Annotated in this window: 19 protein-coding genes; 13 read left to right on the top strand and 6 right to left on the bottom strand. The window is 71.7% G+C overall.

The features are described from left to right. Nucleotides 1-44 precede the first annotated feature (44 nt). From IF29_RS0103570 to IF29_RS48425, 3 genes are all read left to right on the top strand, one after another. Nucleotides 45-701: a TetR/AcrR family transcriptional regulator gene (locus IF29_RS0103570; protein WP_051724836.1), complete on the top strand. Its 657-nt coding sequence runs from the start codon at nucleotides 45-47 to the stop codon at nucleotides 699-701. Between the two features lie 118 nt (nucleotides 702-819). Next, nucleotides 820-1,665, top strand: a complete 846-nt coding sequence (locus tag IF29_RS0103565) for an SAM-dependent methyltransferase (RefSeq protein ID WP_232241997.1) — start codon at nucleotides 820-822, stop codon at nucleotides 1,663-1,665. Further along, the gene (locus IF29_RS48425) at nucleotides 1,662-1,790 is read left to right on the top strand and encodes a 2Fe-2S iron-sulfur cluster-binding family protein (protein ID WP_269664922.1); all 129 of its coding nucleotides are present in this window, start codon (nucleotides 1,662-1,664) and stop codon (nucleotides 1,788-1,790) included. The genes IF29_RS0103565 and IF29_RS48425 overlap by 4 nt, the downstream gene beginning before the upstream one ends. Nucleotides 1,791-1,794: 4 nt before the next feature. Here IF29_RS48425 and IF29_RS0103555 read toward each other — a convergent pair whose 3' ends face one another. Beyond that, entirely contained in the window at nucleotides 1,795-2,433 is a 639-nt protein-coding gene (locus tag IF29_RS0103555; RefSeq protein ID WP_030249357.1) for an HD domain-containing protein, read from the bottom strand. Nucleotides 2,434-2,557: 124 nt separating this feature from the next. On the opposite strand from IF29_RS0103555, the gene IF29_RS0103550 reads away from it, so the two are divergent. From IF29_RS0103550 to IF29_RS0103530, 5 genes are all read left to right on the top strand, one after another. Beyond that, nucleotides 2,558-3,517 carry a GlxA family transcriptional regulator gene (locus IF29_RS0103550; RefSeq protein WP_030249355.1) on the top strand — a complete coding sequence of 320 codons (960 nt, stop codon included), beginning with the start codon at nucleotides 2,558-2,560 and terminating at the stop codon, nucleotides 3,515-3,517. 145 nt (nucleotides 3,518-3,662) lie between these two features. Beyond that, entirely contained in the window at nucleotides 3,663-4,541 is an 879-nt protein-coding gene (locus IF29_RS0103545) for a S1 family peptidase (protein WP_030249353.1), read from the top strand. A 21-nt stretch (nucleotides 4,542-4,562) separates the two neighbouring features. Continuing rightward, a complete protein-coding gene (locus IF29_RS0103540; protein ID WP_030249350.1) occupies nucleotides 4,563-5,564 on the top strand; it encodes an alpha/beta hydrolase in 1,002 nt (333 codons plus the stop codon). A gap of 22 nt (nucleotides 5,565-5,586) precedes the next feature. Continuing rightward, complete coding sequence (locus IF29_RS0103535) at nucleotides 5,587-5,841, top strand: type II toxin-antitoxin system Phd/YefM family antitoxin (RefSeq protein WP_030249347.1); 255 nt, start codon at nucleotides 5,587-5,589, stop codon at nucleotides 5,839-5,841. Continuing rightward, complete coding sequence (locus tag IF29_RS0103530; RefSeq protein WP_030249344.1) at nucleotides 5,838-6,284, top strand: PIN domain-containing protein; 447 nt, start codon at nucleotides 5,838-5,840, stop codon at nucleotides 6,282-6,284. Before IF29_RS0103535 ends, IF29_RS0103530 begins: the two co-directional genes overlap by 4 nt. Before the next feature lie 57 nt (nucleotides 6,285-6,341). Here the strand turns inward: IF29_RS0103530 and IF29_RS0103525 are convergent, their stop codons facing one another. The 4 genes from IF29_RS0103525 to IF29_RS0103510 form a co-directional block, all read right to left on the bottom strand. After that, on the bottom strand, nucleotides 6,342-7,928 hold the full coding sequence (locus tag IF29_RS0103525) for an MFS transporter (RefSeq protein WP_037594132.1): 1,587 nt from the start codon (nucleotides 7,926-7,928) through the stop codon (nucleotides 6,342-6,344). 124 nt (nucleotides 7,929-8,052) lie between these two features. After that, the gene (locus IF29_RS0103520; protein WP_030249339.1) at nucleotides 8,053-9,450 is read right to left on the bottom strand and encodes an FAD-binding oxidoreductase; all 1,398 of its coding nucleotides are present in this window, start codon (nucleotides 9,448-9,450) and stop codon (nucleotides 8,053-8,055) included. A gap of 68 nt (nucleotides 9,451-9,518) precedes the next feature. Then, nucleotides 9,519-10,055: a DoxX family protein gene (locus tag IF29_RS0103515; protein WP_051724834.1), complete on the bottom strand. Its 537-nt coding sequence runs from the start codon at nucleotides 10,053-10,055 to the stop codon at nucleotides 9,519-9,521. Continuing rightward, nucleotides 10,055-11,137, bottom strand: coding sequence for an LLM class flavin-dependent oxidoreductase (locus IF29_RS0103510; protein WP_030249328.1), 1,083 nt, complete (start codon nucleotides 11,135-11,137; stop codon nucleotides 10,055-10,057). Before IF29_RS0103510 ends, IF29_RS0103515 begins: the two co-directional genes overlap by 1 nt. Nucleotides 11,138-11,366: 229 nt before the next feature. On the opposite strand from IF29_RS0103510, the gene IF29_RS43175 reads away from it, so the two are divergent. The 5 genes from IF29_RS43175 (at nucleotide 11,367) to IF29_RS0103485 (ending at nucleotide 15,282) form a co-directional block, all read left to right on the top strand. Beyond that, the gene (locus tag IF29_RS43175; RefSeq protein ID WP_051724833.1) at nucleotides 11,367-11,696 is read left to right on the top strand and encodes an antibiotic biosynthesis monooxygenase family protein; all 330 of its coding nucleotides are present in this window, start codon (nucleotides 11,367-11,369) and stop codon (nucleotides 11,694-11,696) included. After that, a complete protein-coding gene (locus IF29_RS43170) occupies nucleotides 11,689-12,462 on the top strand; it encodes a cupin domain-containing protein (RefSeq protein ID WP_051724832.1) in 774 nt (257 codons plus the stop codon). The genes IF29_RS43175 and IF29_RS43170 overlap by 8 nt, the downstream gene beginning before the upstream one ends. A 40-nt stretch (nucleotides 12,463-12,502) precedes the next feature. Beyond that, complete coding sequence (locus tag IF29_RS43165) at nucleotides 12,503-13,069, top strand: ester cyclase (protein ID WP_084713448.1); 567 nt, start codon at nucleotides 12,503-12,505, stop codon at nucleotides 13,067-13,069. Nucleotide 13,070: 1 nt separating this feature from the next. After that, nucleotides 13,071-14,210 (top strand): alkene reductase, encoded by a 1,140-nt coding sequence (locus IF29_RS0103490; protein WP_063757416.1) that lies wholly within the window; start codon nucleotides 13,071-13,073, stop codon nucleotides 14,208-14,210. Nucleotides 14,211-14,283: 73 nt separating this feature from the next. Then, nucleotides 14,284-15,282 carry a LacI family DNA-binding transcriptional regulator gene (locus tag IF29_RS0103485; RefSeq protein WP_037594127.1) on the top strand — a complete coding sequence of 333 codons (999 nt, stop codon included), beginning with the start codon at nucleotides 14,284-14,286 and terminating at the stop codon, nucleotides 15,280-15,282. 22 nt (nucleotides 15,283-15,304) lie between these two features. Here IF29_RS0103485 and IF29_RS0103480 read toward each other — a convergent pair whose 3' ends face one another. Further along, nucleotides 15,305-16,396 (bottom strand): LacI family DNA-binding transcriptional regulator, encoded by a 1,092-nt coding sequence (locus IF29_RS0103480; protein WP_030249311.1) that lies wholly within the window; start codon nucleotides 16,394-16,396, stop codon nucleotides 15,305-15,307. Nucleotides 16,397-16,469: the final 73 nt, after the last annotated feature.

Raw genomic sequence — 16,469 nt, 5'->3', positions numbered from 1 at the left:
CTACATCGGAACAGCTATTCCGCAAGCGAGGTAGCATCGACTCCATGGCGACGAAGGCGACCGACGTGTCCGAACGCATCCTGGCCGCCGCCACCGCGGTCTTCGCCGAGCAGGGCCTCGACGCGACGCTGGCCGATGTCGCCGAGCGCGCCGGCGTCGGGGTGGCGAGCGTGTACCGGCGCTTCGGCAACAAGGACGACCTCATCCTGGAGCTGTTTGCCGGCCGCTTCCGCGCCTGGGAGGCGCAGGCCCGGGAGGCCGCCCGGGCCGCGGATCCGTGGGAGGGGTTCGTGCGCTACTTCGAGGAGTCCAGCGCGGAGCTGGCCGCCGACCGCGGCTTCCGCGAGCTGGTCCTCGGCGCCTACACCGCCACCGCCGGCTGGGCCCGCGGGAGCGCGCCGGAACGGCTCAACGAACTGTTCGCCGCCACTGAGGCCTCGCTGCGGGTGCACCACACCCGGCTGGTGCGGCGGGCCCAGGCCGCGGGACAGCTGCGGGCGGACATCGAGCCCACCGACATGCTGATGCTGACGATGTCCGTGCACGCGACGCTGTCGCTGCGGGCCGCCGCCGTACGCCCCGACCTGTACCGGCGGGTCCTGGGCGTGGTCCTGGACGGGCTCCGCCCCGCCCGCACCGAGCCCTCACCGCTGCCCGTCGGCCCGCTCACCGACGCCGACCTCGGAACCCCTGGACACTGACCGCAGATCGGCATCAACATGACTTCCGCTCAAGCGAGTTGACGATTGTCCGGACACGTCCGACCCGCTGCCCATAGCCTGACTGACGACCGATCACCGCGGTGCTGAGGAGCCCAGGATGACCACGGCGGAACCGAGCGACTGGATGGCCGGCGCCGCCGAGGACTACCGGCCGCCCACCGAGCTGAACACCGGGGTCGCCCACCCGGCCCGGGTGTACGACTTCCTCCTCGGCGGCAAGGACCACTTCGCCGCCGACCGCGAGGCCGGCGAGGCGATGCTGCTGCTGGGCGAGGAGGCCAGGACGGCCGCGCGGGCCAACCGCGCGGCGCTGCAGCGCGCCGTGCGGACCCTGGCCGAGCAGGGCATCGACCAGTTCCTCGACATCGGCACCGGCATCCCCACCGCGGGCAACACGCACCAGATCGCGCAGCAGGTCAACCCGCGGGCGCGGGTGGTGTACGTGGACAACGACCCGATCGTGCTGGCCCACGCCCGTGCGCTGATGGCCGGCACCGGCCAGGGCGAGACCGCGGTGCTGCAGGCCGACCTGCGCGACGTCGAGGAGATCCTGGCCGCGCCCGGGGTGCGGAAACTGATCGACTTCGACCGGCCGGTCGCGCTGCTCCTGGTCGCCGTACTGCACTTCGTCCCCGACTCGGACCAGCCCCACGCCATCGTCGCCCGGCTGCTGGCCGCGCTCCCGTCCGGCAGCCACCTGGTGCTGACCCACGGCACCAACGACGTGCTGACGGCCGAGGAGGAGGCCGGTGTGGACTCGGCCTACAGCCGGGTGTCCGCGATGCTGGAGCTGCGCTCCGGCGCCGAGATCCGCCGGTTCTTCGACGGCCTGGAGCTGCTGGAGCCGGGCCTGGTGCTGGCGCCGTTCTGGCGCCCGGACAGCGAGCCCGCCGAGGGCAGCGAGCGGATCGGCATCTACGCCGGGGTCGCCCGCAAGCCGTGACCCCGGGCCGCGACCGGCTGTCCGGCGACGTCAGCTACGCCCCGGACCCGCTGGAGTCCCCGCCCGACGGCGAGGTGCTCATCTGCTGCGCCCGGCCCGGCACCGACGTCGTCCTGGACATGTGAGCTGTCACTCCGGCCAGGCGGAGTCCTTGATGACCTCGACGAAGTCGCCGCGTACGAAACCGGGCACGAAGTGTGCCAACACGTCCGCCTTGACGTTGCCGAAGGTGGTGCCGGGACGGTGCTCGATGCCCCGGGTGAACGCGGCGAGGATCCCGTTCTTGAAGTCCGGGCGGGGGTGCGCCGCCACCACGGCGGCACGCTGCTCGTCCGGGACCAGGTCGTAGCCGATGCCGAGGACGTCCAGTTCCACACCGCGGGTGACCAGGGCGATCTCGGGCGCCATGTGCAGCGGGATCTCCGGCGTGGTGTGCAGGGCGATACCCGTCCAGACCCGGTCGGCGGCATCGCCGGTGATGCCGTGGGCGTGCAGGAACGAGCGGGCCTCGTCGGCGCCGTCGAGCTCGAAACGCTGCTGCGAACCGCGGAAGCGCTCGGTGAGGCCGAGGTCGTGGAACATCGCTCCGACGTAGAGCAGCTCGGCGTCGAAGTCGGTCCCCTGCTCCCGCCCGCGCAGCGCACCCCACAGGAAGACCCGCCTGGAGTGGTCGAACAGCAGCGGCGACGCGGCCTCGCGCACCAGCTCGGTCGCCTCTCGGGCCAGGGCACTGTCCGGGATGGCCACGCCTGCGATCCATTGGTTCATGACTGCCTCCGTCGTCGTCATGTCGGTGTGTCGGTTCATCTGTCCTTGTGCTGTCTGTCCACCTTCTGTCGGGGACGTAGGCTGGGGCCATGTCCCTTCAGCCAGGAAAACCACAGATCCGGACATGAAGCACCGGGTCGGCTTTGTGATCTTCGACGACGTGACCATGCTCGACGTCAGCGGCCCCTCCGAGGTGCTGCACCAGGCAGGACGGCACGCCCCGCCCTACCAGCCGGTCCTGGTCTCGCCGCGCGGCGGCCCGGTGACCACCTCGACCGGGCTGACCCTGGCCGGCGCCGTGACCGCGGCCGACGCCGGGCCACTGCACACGGTCGTGGTCGCCGGGGGCGACCGGCTGGCGCAGCAACCCGTGGAGCAGGAACTCCTCGACACGGTCTGCACCCTCACCGAGCGGGCGGAACGGGTCGCATCGGTGTGCACCGGCGCCTTCGTCCTCGCCGAACTCGGCTTGCTCGACGGACGCCGAGCGACGACGCACTGGCGGCACGCCGGGGAACTCGCCCGCCGCTACCCCCGGGTGCGCCTCGAACCCGACGCCATTCACGTCCGTGACGGACGCTACGTCACGTCGGCGGGCATCAGCGCCGGGATCGATCTGGCCCTGGCCCTGGTGGAGGACGACCACGGAGCCGACGTGGCAAGGGCCGTCGCCCGCGAGCTGGTGGTGTTCATGCGACGGCCCGCCGGCCAGTCGCAGTTCTCGACGGCCGTCACCACCCCGCCGGCGCGGGGCGACCTGCTGCGCTCACTCGTCGCCGCCGTGCTCGCGGACCCGGCCGCCGACCACAGCCTGACCGCCATGGCCGCGCGCATGGCCGTGAGTCCCCGTCACCTGACCCGGATCTTCCACGCCGAACTCGGCACCACACCCGCCCGCTGGCTCGAACGGGTCCGCCTGGACCGTGCCCAGCAGCTCCTCCTCGACGGAGACAGCGTCACCTCGGCCGCCTACGGCAGCGGGTTGGGCAGCGACGAGACCTTGCGCCGCGCCTTCGCCCGCCACCTGGGCACCACCCCGACGGAGTACCGCTCCCGCTTCGGCACGACCGGGCCAGCGTCATGACCGACGCCGTGACCGGCACTGGTAGGTACTAATACACAACCCTGAGTCCGCCGGCCGACCCTGCGGTCTTGTCCGGGGCAGCCCCTCTCGCGATGATGTACATGACAATCCAACCGAATGCTCGGTCGTGAGAGGACTCCCACCCATGAAGCACCCGCTCCGCGCCACCCTGGCCGCGCTCGTGGCCGCCGCAGGCGCGCTGCTGGGCCTGGCGGGCCCCGCGGTCGCCGCACCGTCGTACGCGCCGGCATCGGCGTACGCACGCGCATCGGCGCCCGCGCCGGCGGCCGTCACGGTGACCTACGCCGGCACGGTCGCGCTCGACGACTGTTCGGGCTCCCTCATCGCGATGCCCTCGTCCGTGTCCAGCGACCCGGCGCTGGTGATGACCAACGGGCACTGCCTGGAGACCGGGTTCCTCGACCCCGGCCAGGTGGTCGTGGACCAGGCCTCCACCCGCAGCTTCAGCCTGCTGAGCTCCACCGGACGCAAGCTCGCCACGCTCCGCGCCGTCAAGGTGGCGTACGCGACCATGACGGACACCGACATCACCATCTACCAACTGGGCAAGACCTACGCGCAGATCCAGTCCTCCTACGGCATCGCGCCGCTGCGGCTGTCCGCGACGCACCCGACCGCCGGCGCGGCCATCAAGGTCGTCTCCGGCTACTGGAAGACCACCTACTCCTGCGCGATCGACGGATTCGTCTACCAGTTGCACGAGAGCAACTGGGTCTGGAAGGACTCGGTCCGCTACACCTCGACCTGCAACACCATCGGCGGGACCTCCGGCTCGCCGGTCATCGACACCGCCACCGGCCTGGTGGTCGCCGTCAACAACACGGGCAACGAGGACGGCTCCCGCTGCACCCTGGACAACCCCTGCGAGGTCGACCAGAACGGCAATGTGACGGTGCACCAGGGCACCAACTACGCCGAGGAGACCTACGAGATCCCCGCCTGCGTGGCCTCCGGGAACCGCTTCGACCTCACCCTCCCGGGCTGCACCCTGCCCAAGCCGTGACCCTGTGATTGGCTACCCCGCATGGGCCACAGCGGAACACCGGGGGCGGCGCCCCCCTTCGACCCCGAACTGAACGCCGCACTGGCGGACTTGGGCGTGGAGTCGAGGGAGCCGGTCACCCCGGGCAATCTGCGGGCCCGGCAGCAGCAGGACGCCGCGGCCCGGCCCAGGCCCACCGCGGAGGAGCTTCGCGCCGACGGCCGTTTCGCGGTCGCGGAACTCCGGGTACCGGGACCGCCGGACGGCCCCGAGGTCACGCTCGTGAGCGCGCGGCCGTCCGGACTGGTGGGACCACTGCCGCTGCTGTACTACATGCACGGAGGCGCGATGGTCATGGGCAACGCATGGTCCGTGCTTCCGCGGCTCCTTCGCGAGTGGGCCCTCCCCCTGGGACTGGCCGTCCTCTCCGTCGAGTACCGGCTGGCGCCCCGGGCCCAGTACCCGGAACCGCTGGAGGACTGCTACGCCGGACTCGTCTGGGCGGCCGGGCACGCCGCCGAGCTGGGCATCGACGCTGACCGCATCGTCATCGGCGGGAAGAGCGCGGGTGGCGGGCTCGCCGCGGCCCTGGCCCTGCTGGCCCGCGACCGCGGCGGCCCCAGGGCTCTGGGGCAGCTGCTGCTGTGTCCCATGCTCGACGACCGCGGCACCACCTTCTCCAGTCATCAGCTGGCAGGCGACGGCGTATGGGGTCTCACCTCCAACACCACAGCGTGGAAGGCCCTGTTGGGCGACCGCCACGGTGCTGCGAACCTACCGCCGTACGCGGCCCCCTCGCGCGCCACCGACCTCTCCGGACTCCCCCCGGCCTATGTCGAGGTCGGGTCGGCGGAGATCTACCGGGACGAGGACGTGGCCTACGCGAACGCGATCTGGCAGGCCGGCGGCCAGGCGGAACTGCACGTATGGCCCGGTGCCTACCACGGCTTCGACGGCCTGGCACCGCGGGCGGCACTCAGCCAGGACGCACGCAACGCCCGCACCCGCTGGCTCCAGCGCCTCCTCGCGCAGGCGGCCGTGTAGTACCTCGTAGTACACTTCCCCCATGGAGACCACCATGCGGGAGCTGAACCAACAGACGGCCAGGGTGATAGGGGCGGTCGAGCGGGGGGAGATCGTGACGGTCACCAAGGACGGTCGCCATGTGGCCACCCTCGTTCCGCCCTCCCTGGCTCCGGCTCACTACCCCTTCCGCACCGACCCCATGGGCGACGAGCTCGACGACGCACCGGTTCTCCCCGGTGGCGGAGGGCGACTCGTCGCTGACCGGGACGAGCTGATGCGGGGGTTCGGGCGGTGAGCAGCGAGGTCGCCGTCGTCGGCGACACCGGGGCACTGCTCGCCTACTACTTCGGCGACGAACCGGATCACGAAGCCTGTCGGCTCGCACTCAAGACGGTGGGCCATCTGGTCATCTCGCCCTTGGTCCTGGCCGAGTTGGACTATCTGGCGTCCACGGGCGTGAGCCCCGAAGCTGCGATGTCCGTGCTCGACGACATCATCGACCGTCAGGCGGTGGGGCGGTTCGAGATCCCAGAGGTCGGTCCGCATCTCCCCGCCGCACGTGTCGTGCTCAAGCGGTACAGAGATCTCAACATCGGCCTCACCGACGCGGTCAACGTCGCCCTCGCTGCGGAGTTCCGCACCAATGCGATCTTCACCGTCGACCGACGCCACTTCCGGGCCGTCCGTCCCCTCACGGATCACGCTGCCTTCCGTCTGCTGCCGGACGACCTGGAGTAGCTCCCGGCCAGGCGCAAGGCCGCGGACCCGGGCCTCGGTGGTCCGCGGCCGGTGCGGTCAGGCGATCGCTGGAGCGGCTAGCGTGTCGATGTCCGGTTCGGGCGCGGTGACGCGGCCGTGGCTGCCGTGCAGGACCAGTCCGGCGAGCAGGCAGGACAGCAGTGCGGCGGCGCCGCAGACCAGGAACCCGGTCGAGTAGCCGTCGCCGAGGGCGTGCAGGGCCAGCGGCGCCGCGGCGCCTGGCGGTGACTGGGGTGGCAGCGAGTTGACCGCCAGCGGCCCGCCGGCCGTGGCGATCTGCCCGGCCGCCGCCTTGACGCCGATCGGCAGCGGAGAGCCGGCGAGGGCGGAGTTGAATCCGGTGGCGGCCCGGCTCAGGGCGACCGCCCCGATCAGGGCCGGGCCGAGGGTGGCGCCGAAGTCGCGCAACTGGCTGGTGACGCCGCTGGCCATGCCGGCCAGGCTGATCGGCACGGTGTTGACGGCCGTCGCGGTGATGGAGGAGACCGCGAGGGTGAAGCCGAGGCCGATCAGGATCAGCGGTGCGATCAGCGAGGGCAGCCCCAGGTCGGTGACCGGGATCCGGGCCAGCAGCAGGTCGCCCGCGGCGATCAGCAGGAAGCCGCCGCTGAGCAGCCAGCGCGCCGAGACCCGGTGCAGAAGTCTGGCCGTCACCGGGGCCAGCACCAGCGTGGGCCCGTTGGTGAACAGGAAGGCCACCGCGATGCGCAGCGGACTCTGGTGCTGGATCGGGCCGAGCCGGATGCTGAGCGCGTAACAGGTGCCGATGAAGCTGAAGATCCCGGTCACCGCGACGGCGGCGGCCACGCTGAAGGCCCGGTTCCTGAACAGGTCCAGCTGCAGCAGCGGGGCCGCGGACCGCAGTTCGGCGACCACGAACAGCGCCAGGAACACCGCCGCGATCAGGAAGGCGGTGACCACGGGGGCCGCTCCCCAGCCGTCGGTGGGCCCCTGGATCACGGCGTAGAGCAGGGCGAACAGGCCGATGCCGATGGTGAGTTGGCCCGGCAGGTCGAGCGATCGGCCCTGCGGCGCCCTGGAGTCGCGGGCGATCAGGCCCACGGCCGCGCTGACCACCCCCAGCATCGCCAGGACGATGAACGACCAGCGCCAGGAGCCGTAGTTGCCGGTGATGCCGCCGAGCATCGGGGCGACGAAGCCACCGGCGGCGAGGCAGGCGGACCAGGCCGCGATGGCAGTGGCACGGTGCTTGGCCGTGTGGGTCCCGACCGCGACCATCGCCAGCGAGCTGGGGAGGATCCCGGCGGCGCCGACCCCGGCCAGCGCCTGGCCGGCCCACAGGTAGTGCACGCCGCCCGCGCCGGCCGACAGCGCCTCGCCGACGGCCAGCAGCAGCGCGCCGCCGACGAGCAGGCGCTTGCGCCCGAACAGGTCGCCCAGGACGCCGAAGGTGAGTTCTAGCACGGCGACGGGCAGCAGGGTGGCGTCGGAGATCCAGGTCAGCTGGGATCCGGTGGTGTGCAGGGAGGACTGGAGCAGACCGTTGAGGGTGGCGGGGATCGCCAGCGCGGTCTGGGCTATGCAGATCGCCAGGCAGCAGGCGATCAGCGTGCGGAGCGGCAGGCTTCTGCCGGACTCGGGCGGGGTTGGGTTCTGGGACATGCCGCATCCAATGGTGGTGGTGGAGTGGAGGGCTGGGACTGGGGTACTCCTGCGGTGTTCTCGTGCGGGCGTGCGGACTTGCGGGCGTGCGGGCGTGCGGGCGTGCGTGGCACGGGTCTTGGACCTAGGGCGCCGGTTCGATGGGGACGTTGCCGCGGAAGACCCGGTCGGGGTCCAGACGGCGCTTGATCGCCTGCAGTCGCCGGTAGGTCCGCGGCGGGTAGACGCTGCGGACCCGGTCCGGTTCGGTGCCCAGGAAGTTGATGTAGCCGGCGTCGGAGCCGACGCAGTCCATCGCCGCATAGGTGTCGCGGGCCCAGCCGATCTGGGTGGTGGCCTGGTCCGGCTCGGTCCAGGCCGCGACGACGTTGAGGATGTACGCGGCCCCGCGGTGGGCGAAGGCGGTCGCGTCCACCGGGACCCGGCTCGCGGCCCCGCCCAGGCGCAGCACCTCGATCTGGGCATGCGGCCCCGGCAGCCGGCCGCCGGCCTCCAGCAGGGCCTTGATCGCGGTGTCGTCGACCCGGTCCAGGTAGCGGGACTTGTTGTAGTTGGAGCGCCCGTGCGGATGCAGGTCGTCCTGCATCGACTGCACCGCCACATAGGGCATCCGGGCCCGGAAGCTCATCACCGACGGTCCCCGGGTGAGCAGTTGCTCCATCGGCCCGGCGCCGGACTCCAGGTCGCCGGACCACACCGCGTTGACCAGCACCACCGGACGGCCCACCAACTCCGTTGGCATACCGGGCATCGGCGGGGCCAGACAGGTGATGCAGATGGCGCTCAGCGCGTCGGGCGCCGCCTCCATGGTCGCCACGTAGTGCGCCACCGCCACGGGCAGGTCCTCCAGCAGGAAGGCCGCCTGCCCGAACAGGACGTCGCTGACCGGGTGGGTGCGCAGGGTGAACTCGGTGACGACGCCGAAGTTGCCGCCACCGCCGCGCAGCGCCCACAGCAGGTCCGCGTCCTCGCCGTCCGACTCGCCGGCCCGGACGATGCTTCCGTCCGCGGTGACGACCTCGGCGCCGATGATGTTGTCGCAGGTCAGACCGAAGTTACGGAAGGTCCAGCCGAACCCGCCGCCCAGCGCGAGACCGCCCAGGCCGGTGTGGGAGACCACACCCGCGGGCACGATCCGGCCCCGCTCGGCGGCGGTGCGGTCGACGTCCGCCAGCAGGCATCCGCCGCCGGCCCGCACGCTGGTCCCGTCCTCGGCGAAGCCGACCGAGCGCATCCGGGAGAGGTCCACCACGACGCCCTGGTCGCACACCGACAGGCCGGCCACCTGGTGGCCGCCGCCGCGTACGGACAGCGGGAGGTCGGCGGCGCGTGCGGCGCGGACCACCGCGGCGACGTCGGCGGTGGAGCGGCAGTAGGCGATCACGGCGGGGCGCCGGTCCACCGTGGCGTTCCAGACGCGGCGCGCCTGGTCGTAACCGGGGTCCGAGGGCAGCACCGTCTCGCCCTCGAAGGTGCCTTCGAGCGACGCGAGGACGCTGCTGACGGGCAGGGAGTTCTCCATGTGCGGCGTACGCTCCTGTTCCTCTGATGCGGGGGGTGTGGCGGGGGTGTGGCGTAGCTGACGCTTGGTCAGGGTCGGTGGCTGGGAACCTTCGCGGGGGCGGCCGCCGGACGCTCGCCCACCGGGGTCCGGGTGGTGACGACGACCAGGCCGGCGAGCACACCGGCGGCCACCGCCAGCGGCCCCCAGGGCGCACCGTGCGGCAGGGCGAGCAGGTGGTCCAGGCTCAGGGCGCCGGGTCCGCAGAACCCGATCGCCGCCACCGCCGCCAGCAGGGCGAGTTCGAGCTCGAAGCCGTGCTTCCGGCTGTCGAGTCCGTTGCGCAGGTGGATCGCGGCGACGTTGGCGAGGACCCCGGTGAGCATGGCCACCGCCAGGACGCTGCCCGCGCCGGCGCCGACGAGCAGCGCGCCGGTGGTCTCGGTGGCACCGGCGATCAGGGCCATCATCCGCGGCGGCCGGAAGCCCTGGGAGGCGAAGAACTTCTCGGCGCGGTCCAGCCCGCCCCCGTCCCACCAGCCGAAGAGCTTCTGGGTGCCGTGGAAGCCCATGACTGCGAACAGGGTGATCCTGAGGATCAGCAGACCGTAGTCGGCGGAGGCCATCAGTTGCCCGAAGTGCGGCCCGCCGCAACGAACTTGGGCAGCACCTCGTCCAGGAAGAGGTCGAGTGAACGGTTGGACTCGGCCTCGGTCATGAAGCCGAAGTTGAACAGCAGCGACATGTGCCGCACTCCGGCCTCGGCGAAGGCCTCGATCTGCTCGGTCACCGTGGCGGGGCTGCCGACGATCATCGCGCGCTGCAGGAACTCGTCCGGGTTCTGCGGGGAGACCCCGACCACGCTCTTGAGGTGGGCGCTGTCCTTGATGTCGCCGGTCATGGCGAAGTTCTTCCTCTGGTGCGCGCCCATCTCCTCCATGCGGGCCCGCGCGAACGCCACCGCCTCCGCGTCGGTCTCACGGATGATCACCTGCTTCTGGACCAGGCTCCAGTCCAGGCGCTCCTCGATGAAGGCCGCGTCGTGCCCGCCCTCGGCCAGGGCCTCGGTGTAGAGCTTGAGGCGCGGGCCGATCACGTCGACGGTCTCGCGCGCGGTGAACAGGTACCAGCCTTTGCGCCCGGTCCACACCACGCCCTCGTCGTTCTGGGTCGCCCGTGCGAACTTCGGACGCGAGGCGTGGTAGGCGGCCGGCATGATCCTGGTGCGCAGCGAGCCGTGCTCGAAGGCGGTGGACCACTCGTAGTCCGGGTCCTCCGGCTTCTTGTCCAGCGCCCGCTCCATCACCTCCAGGTTGTGCAGCATCTGCTCGTGCCGCACCGAGGGGTCCCGGCCCAGGCCCGCGTACTCCACCGGGGACCCGCCGGCGGCGAAGCCGACGATGAGGTTGCCGCGGGTGATGACGTCCAGCAGGTTGCAACTCTGCGCCAGCCGCATCGGGTTGTGCAGCGTGGGCACCGCGACGGCCATCAGGAACATCGTGCCGTCGGGCACCTGGGAGCCGAGGTGGGCGGCCAGCATGAAGTTGTTGCCGTAGGTGTTGTAGCCGGAGAAGTGGTGTTCGGTCAGCGCGATGCCGTGCACCCCGGCCCGGGTCGCGCGGACGGCCTGGGCGACGGTGTGCTCGATGATCGGCACGTCCTCCTCGGGTCCGCGGGTCTGCGGGTTCAGGTAGATCGAGAACCGCATGTCAGCTGCTCCTTTGAGGCTGCGTCAGGATGCTTGTTAAAACGGTTGCACAGAGATTTACCACGCACCCCCAGGGGGGTCAATGCTTCTGACAAGCCTTGGAACTGCGACCTCTCAAGCGCAGACGCGGCAGACTTCTTGACACCGCCGGACCGGCTACCCATCATCGTTAAATCGGTTGCATTCACCCTGCGCCGCACCGGCAGCACAAGACCAAGGAGCCCTGCAGATGGCAGACGTCGTCTTCATCAACTGTTTCGAGGTGCCGCCAGGGCGTGAGGCGGCGTTCCTGGCGCTGTGGACGCAGATCGACGACTTCATGTGCGCCCAGCCGGGTTTCCGGTGGCGCAGGCTGCACCTCTCGCTGAACCCCGACGCGCGGCTGCGCTACGTCAACGTCGCCGGCTGGGAGTCGGCCGAGCAGTTCGACGCCGCGCACGGCGAGGAGTTCCGTCGGCTGCAGGGGCAGCCCGAGTGGCTGGAGTTCCCGGCGCTGCCCTCGCTCTACACCGTGGAGCAGGAGACCCGGGCACCCTCACTGGTCGACGTCGATGTCTGAACTGCCCGGCCCGACCGGGCGGTTGATCGCCACCCGGGACATCCGGCCGGCGGCCGTACCGGGCCACTCGTTCCGGGTGGTCGCCGACGGTTCGGTCACCGCGGGCGCCTTCAGCCTCACCGAGTCGGAGAGCCCGAAGGGCGCCGCCGTCCCGCCGCACGCCCACGACCGTTCGGTGGAGTGCTTCTACGTCCTGGACGGGGCCTACCTGCTCACCGTCAGCGGCACCTCGCACGAGGTGGGGCCGGGCGGGTTCCTGCTGGTCCCCCGGGGCGCTCCGCACCAGTTCGAGGTGGTGGAGGGCGAGGCCCGGGCCATGGTCCTGTTCACCCCGGCCGGCTTCGAGGAGGTCTTCCGGCAGATGCCGGCCATCTTCGGCACCCCCGGGGAGCCCGGCCCGGCCTGGGTCCGGGCGAACGAAGAGGCCGCCACCCGGCTGCTGGACGGCACCGGGCCGGGACCCGCCGCACTGGTCCGAGGCCCGGGCGGCGGACGGTCCGATCCGGTCACGCTCGCGGACGCCGGCGCCACCGGCACCGGCCTGCGGATCAGCCTGCACGACGGGGACCCGCTCGGGGCCCGATGGGCGCCCGGCCCCTCGGCGACCGCGGTCTACGTGCTCGCGGGCCGCTACCGGTTCGACCTTCCGGGGGCGAGCACGGTGGTCGCGGCGGACGAGTACCTGTCGCTGCCGCAGGCGTCGCAGGTGCAGGCACTGGCGCTGAACGCCGGCAGCCGCGCCCTGGTGCTCCACTCGGGCGCATGACCCAACAGTCGTCTTCGGCAATTCATCTGACCATCCATCAATGAGTGTCGCAGTCACCACCGTAGGAGCCGCCATGACGGTCCACCAACCGCCCCAGCCGCAGGCCGGGCCGAGCGCCACTGAAAAGGCCCTGAACGACCCGGAGTTGACGCCGCAGGAGCGCGCCAACATCGAACTGGTGCTGAAGTTCCGCGCATTGCCGTTCGCGGAGCGCGCCAAGTACACCGTCCCCGACTTCCGACCCGGACGCATGGGCATGGCCAACCTCGCCGAGGTCAGGACCGGCGACGGACCCAGCTACGACGCGCGCTCGATCCCGGACCGCCAGGACGAGATCCTCGACATCATCGCCCACGGCGACCGGGTCTGGGCGACCTGGCTGATCCGCGGCACCCACCGCGGCGAGCTGTACGGAATCGCGGCCACCGGGCGCAGCATCGAGGTCCTCGAACTGGGGCAGTGGCGCATCCGCGACAGCCTGATCTGCGAGGCCTGGTTCTTCGTCGACGAGCTGGCACTGGTGCGCCAACTGGGCCTGTGGCCGCAGCCGGACGGCAACCCCGGGGGCCGTCCGGGCCACCCGGACCACGACACCGAGGAGCACTGACATGGCAACCGCGTTCGACCCCATCGACCTGGGCCGGCACCGCCTGCGCAGCAGGATCGTGATGGCCCCGATGAGCCGCAGCCGCGCCTACGGGCCCGCTGCCCTCCCGGGTCCGTCCACGGCCACCTACTACCGCCAGCGCGCCTCGGCCGGACTGATCGTCTCCGAGGGGATCCAGCCCTCGCCGGTGGCCCGCGGCTATCCCGCCACCCCGGGCCTCTACTCCCCCGCGCAGGTGGACGCCTGGCGCACCGTCACCGACGCGGTCCATGCCGCGGGCGGGACCATCTTCGCCCAACTGATGCACGCGGGCCGGATCGGCCACCCCAGCCTGCTCCCGGACGGCCTGATACCGGTGGGCCCCTCCCCGATCACGGCGGACGCGCAGGTCTTCACCCCGCAGGGTCCCCGGCCCTGCGTCGAACCGAGGGAGCTCACCGAGGCGGACATCGCCGCCACGATCCAGGACTTCACGACCGCGGCCTGCAACGCGGTGGCGGCCGGCTTCGACGGGGTCGAACTGCACGGCGCCAACGGCTTCCTGCTGCACCAGTTCCTGTCCGCGCAGTCCAACACCCGCACCGACGCCTGGGGCGGTTCAGTCGCCAACCGGATCCGCTTCCCGATCGAGGTGGCCACGGCCGTGGCCGGGGCGATCGGAGCCGACCGCGTCGGCATCCAGCTCTCCCCAGGCAACCCCTACAACGGCATGGTGGAGCAGGACTGCCCGCAGACCTATGGTGCCCTGGCGACCGCACTGGACGGCATCGGGCTGGCCTACCTCGGTCTGGCCGAGGGCCCGGACCGGGCGCTGACCCGGAAGCTGCGCGGGATCTGGTCCGGCGTCTTCCTGCTCAACCCCCACACCGCGCCCCGCCCGACCGGGCTGCCGGAACTGGACCTGGTCACGGATGGCACGACCGACCTGCTGTCCTTCGGCTCGCTGTTCCTGGCCAACCCGGACCTACCGCACCGCCTCGCCCTGGGCGGCCCCTTCAACCCTGCCGACCCCTCCACCTACTACGGCGGTGACGACCACGGCTACACCGACTACCCGACCCTGGACCAGACCCAGACCCAGACCCAGGACCGGGAGCAGGCCGCCGGGCCGGCGCCGCTCCGGGCCCGGACCGTCCCTTAGTACGTCGCGGACCTGCGGACGGCATAGGCTCGGCTCAGCTCATCGCAATCGCACGCCAGAGGTGTTGGAGAGAATGGTCAACCAGTCCACCATCCGGGACGTGGCGCGCGTTGCCGGGGTCTCGGTCTCCACCGTGTCCCGGGTCTTCACCGCCCCCCAGCGCTTCCGCGACGAGACCCGGCAGAAGGTCTACGCCGCCGCCGAACAGCTGAACTACGCGCCGAACCGGATGGCCGCTGCGCTCACCACCGGGCGGACCGGGAACATCGGGCTGATCGTCCCCAACCTCGCCAACCCGCTCTTCCCGGAGATGGTCAAGGCGGCCCAGCACCAGTCCCGGCGGCAGAACCTGGCCGCGCTGCTGGGCGACAGCGACGACGACGCGGACGACGAGGAGAAGCTGATCCGTGCCCTGTCCAAGGACGTGGACGGGTTCCTGCTGTTCTCCTCGCTGCTGCGCGAGGAGCAGATCGCCGAGGTCGGCGTGCTGCGTCCGACCGTCTTCGTGAACCGGCGCGTGGACGGCTACCCGTGCGTGCTGGTCGACGCGCTGCAGGGGATGCGGCAGCTGACCCAGTACCTCAGCAATCTCGGCCACACCGGCCTGCTCTACCTGGCCGGGCCGGCCAACTCCTGGGCCGCCAACGACCGCCTGGAGGCGCTGCTGCAGGCCGGGGCCGAGACCGGACTGCAGGTCGACGTGTCCGCGCCGAACCGGCCCGGCTTCGAGTCGGGGAACCTGGCGGCGGAGCAGCTGGTGCGCGCACCGCTGCCGTCGGCGGTGGTGTGCTTCAACGACGTGATGGCGCTGGGCGTGACCGCCCGGCTGCTGCAGTCCGGGGTCCGGGTCCCGGAGCAGGTCAGCGTCGTGGGCTGGGGCGGCACCCAGCTGGCCGGCTACACCACCCCGGCGGTGACCACCCTCGCCGTCCCGCTGGGTGAGCTGGGCAGCCGGGCGGTGGACCAGCTGCTGCTGGACCACGCCTGCCCCACCCAGCAGGATCCGGGACCGGTCAGCCTGGGCGTCACGCTGGTGCCGCGGGCCACCACCGGTCGTGCCCGGGTGAGCTGACCTCGCATCAGCTGATCCGTCATCAGCCGGCTTCGCTCCCGGCCTGCGGCGCGGCCGTGGAGTCGCGCACCACCAGGCGCACCGGCAGCAGCACGGTCTTGGCCACCGCCACGGCCGCCGGCCCGGCACCGGCCCGGCCGAGGCCCTGACCCGCGCCCTGGCCGTCCGACCGTTCCAGCTGCTCCAGCAGCAACCGGGCCGCCTCCGCGCCCAGTTCCAGGTGCGGCACGTGCACGGTGGTCAGCGGTGGCTGGAACTCGTCCGCGAACTGCATGTCGTTGTAGCCGACCAGCGAGACGTCCTGCGGGCAGCGCAGCCCGCGTTCGCGCAGTACGTGCAGCGCGCCCAGCGCGATCAGGTCGTTGCCGGCCACGATCGCGGTGCTGCCGGGGTGGCGGTCCAGCAGCTCGCGGGCGGCCTGCTCCCCGGCCCGCACCGAGTACGCCTCGCTGACCAGGACCGGAGCCCGGTCAGCGGCCACCCCGGCCGCCCGCACGGCCTGTTGGAACGCCCTGGTGCGGATCGCGCCGGTGGACAGCGTCTGCGGGCCGGCCAGATGGGCGATCGAGCGGTGCCCCAGCTCCAACAGGTGGCGGACCGCCAGCTCCATCCCGGTTGCGTCGTCCGCCGCCACCAGCGGGAACATCGGCAGGTCGGTGCCCCGGCTCAGCAGGACCACCGGCACGCCCTGGGCGTGGGCCTGCGCCAGCAGGGCGTGCTCGCGCTGCGCGGTGGCGACGATGAACCCGTCGACCTGGCGACCGCGCAGCGCCTCGAACCGGGTGCGCTCCTTGGCCTGGTCGTTGTCGGTGTTGGCCAGCAGCGCGGTGTAGCCGCGGCGGGTCAGCACCTCCTCGATCCCGCGTGCCATCGGTGGGAACAGCGGGTTGGTCAGGTCCGGGATCAGCACGCCGACCGTGGAGGAGCGGTTGGTGCGCAGACTGCGGGCTGCGGTGTTCGGGGTGAACCCCAGCTCCTGCGCCGCCGTCCGCACCCGGCGCGCCGTGGCCGCGCTCACCCGGGCGTCGGCTTCGGGGTTCAGGGCTCGGGAGGCCGTGGCCTTGTGGACCCCCGCCAGACGGGCCACGTCGGCGATGGTCGGGCGCTTGCTCATCCGGCGAGTGTAGGGATCTTCACAGGCCGCCACAATCGCCGGGCGGATGGTCCGGATCCGTTCCGCACCACCT

It is taken from the genome of Streptacidiphilus jeojiense (genome assembly GCF_000719095.1).
Lineage (GTDB): Bacteria > Actinomycetota > Actinomycetes > Streptomycetales > Streptomycetaceae > Streptacidiphilus > Streptacidiphilus jeojiensis.
This window is presented reverse-complemented; position numbering and strand designations above follow the sequence as displayed.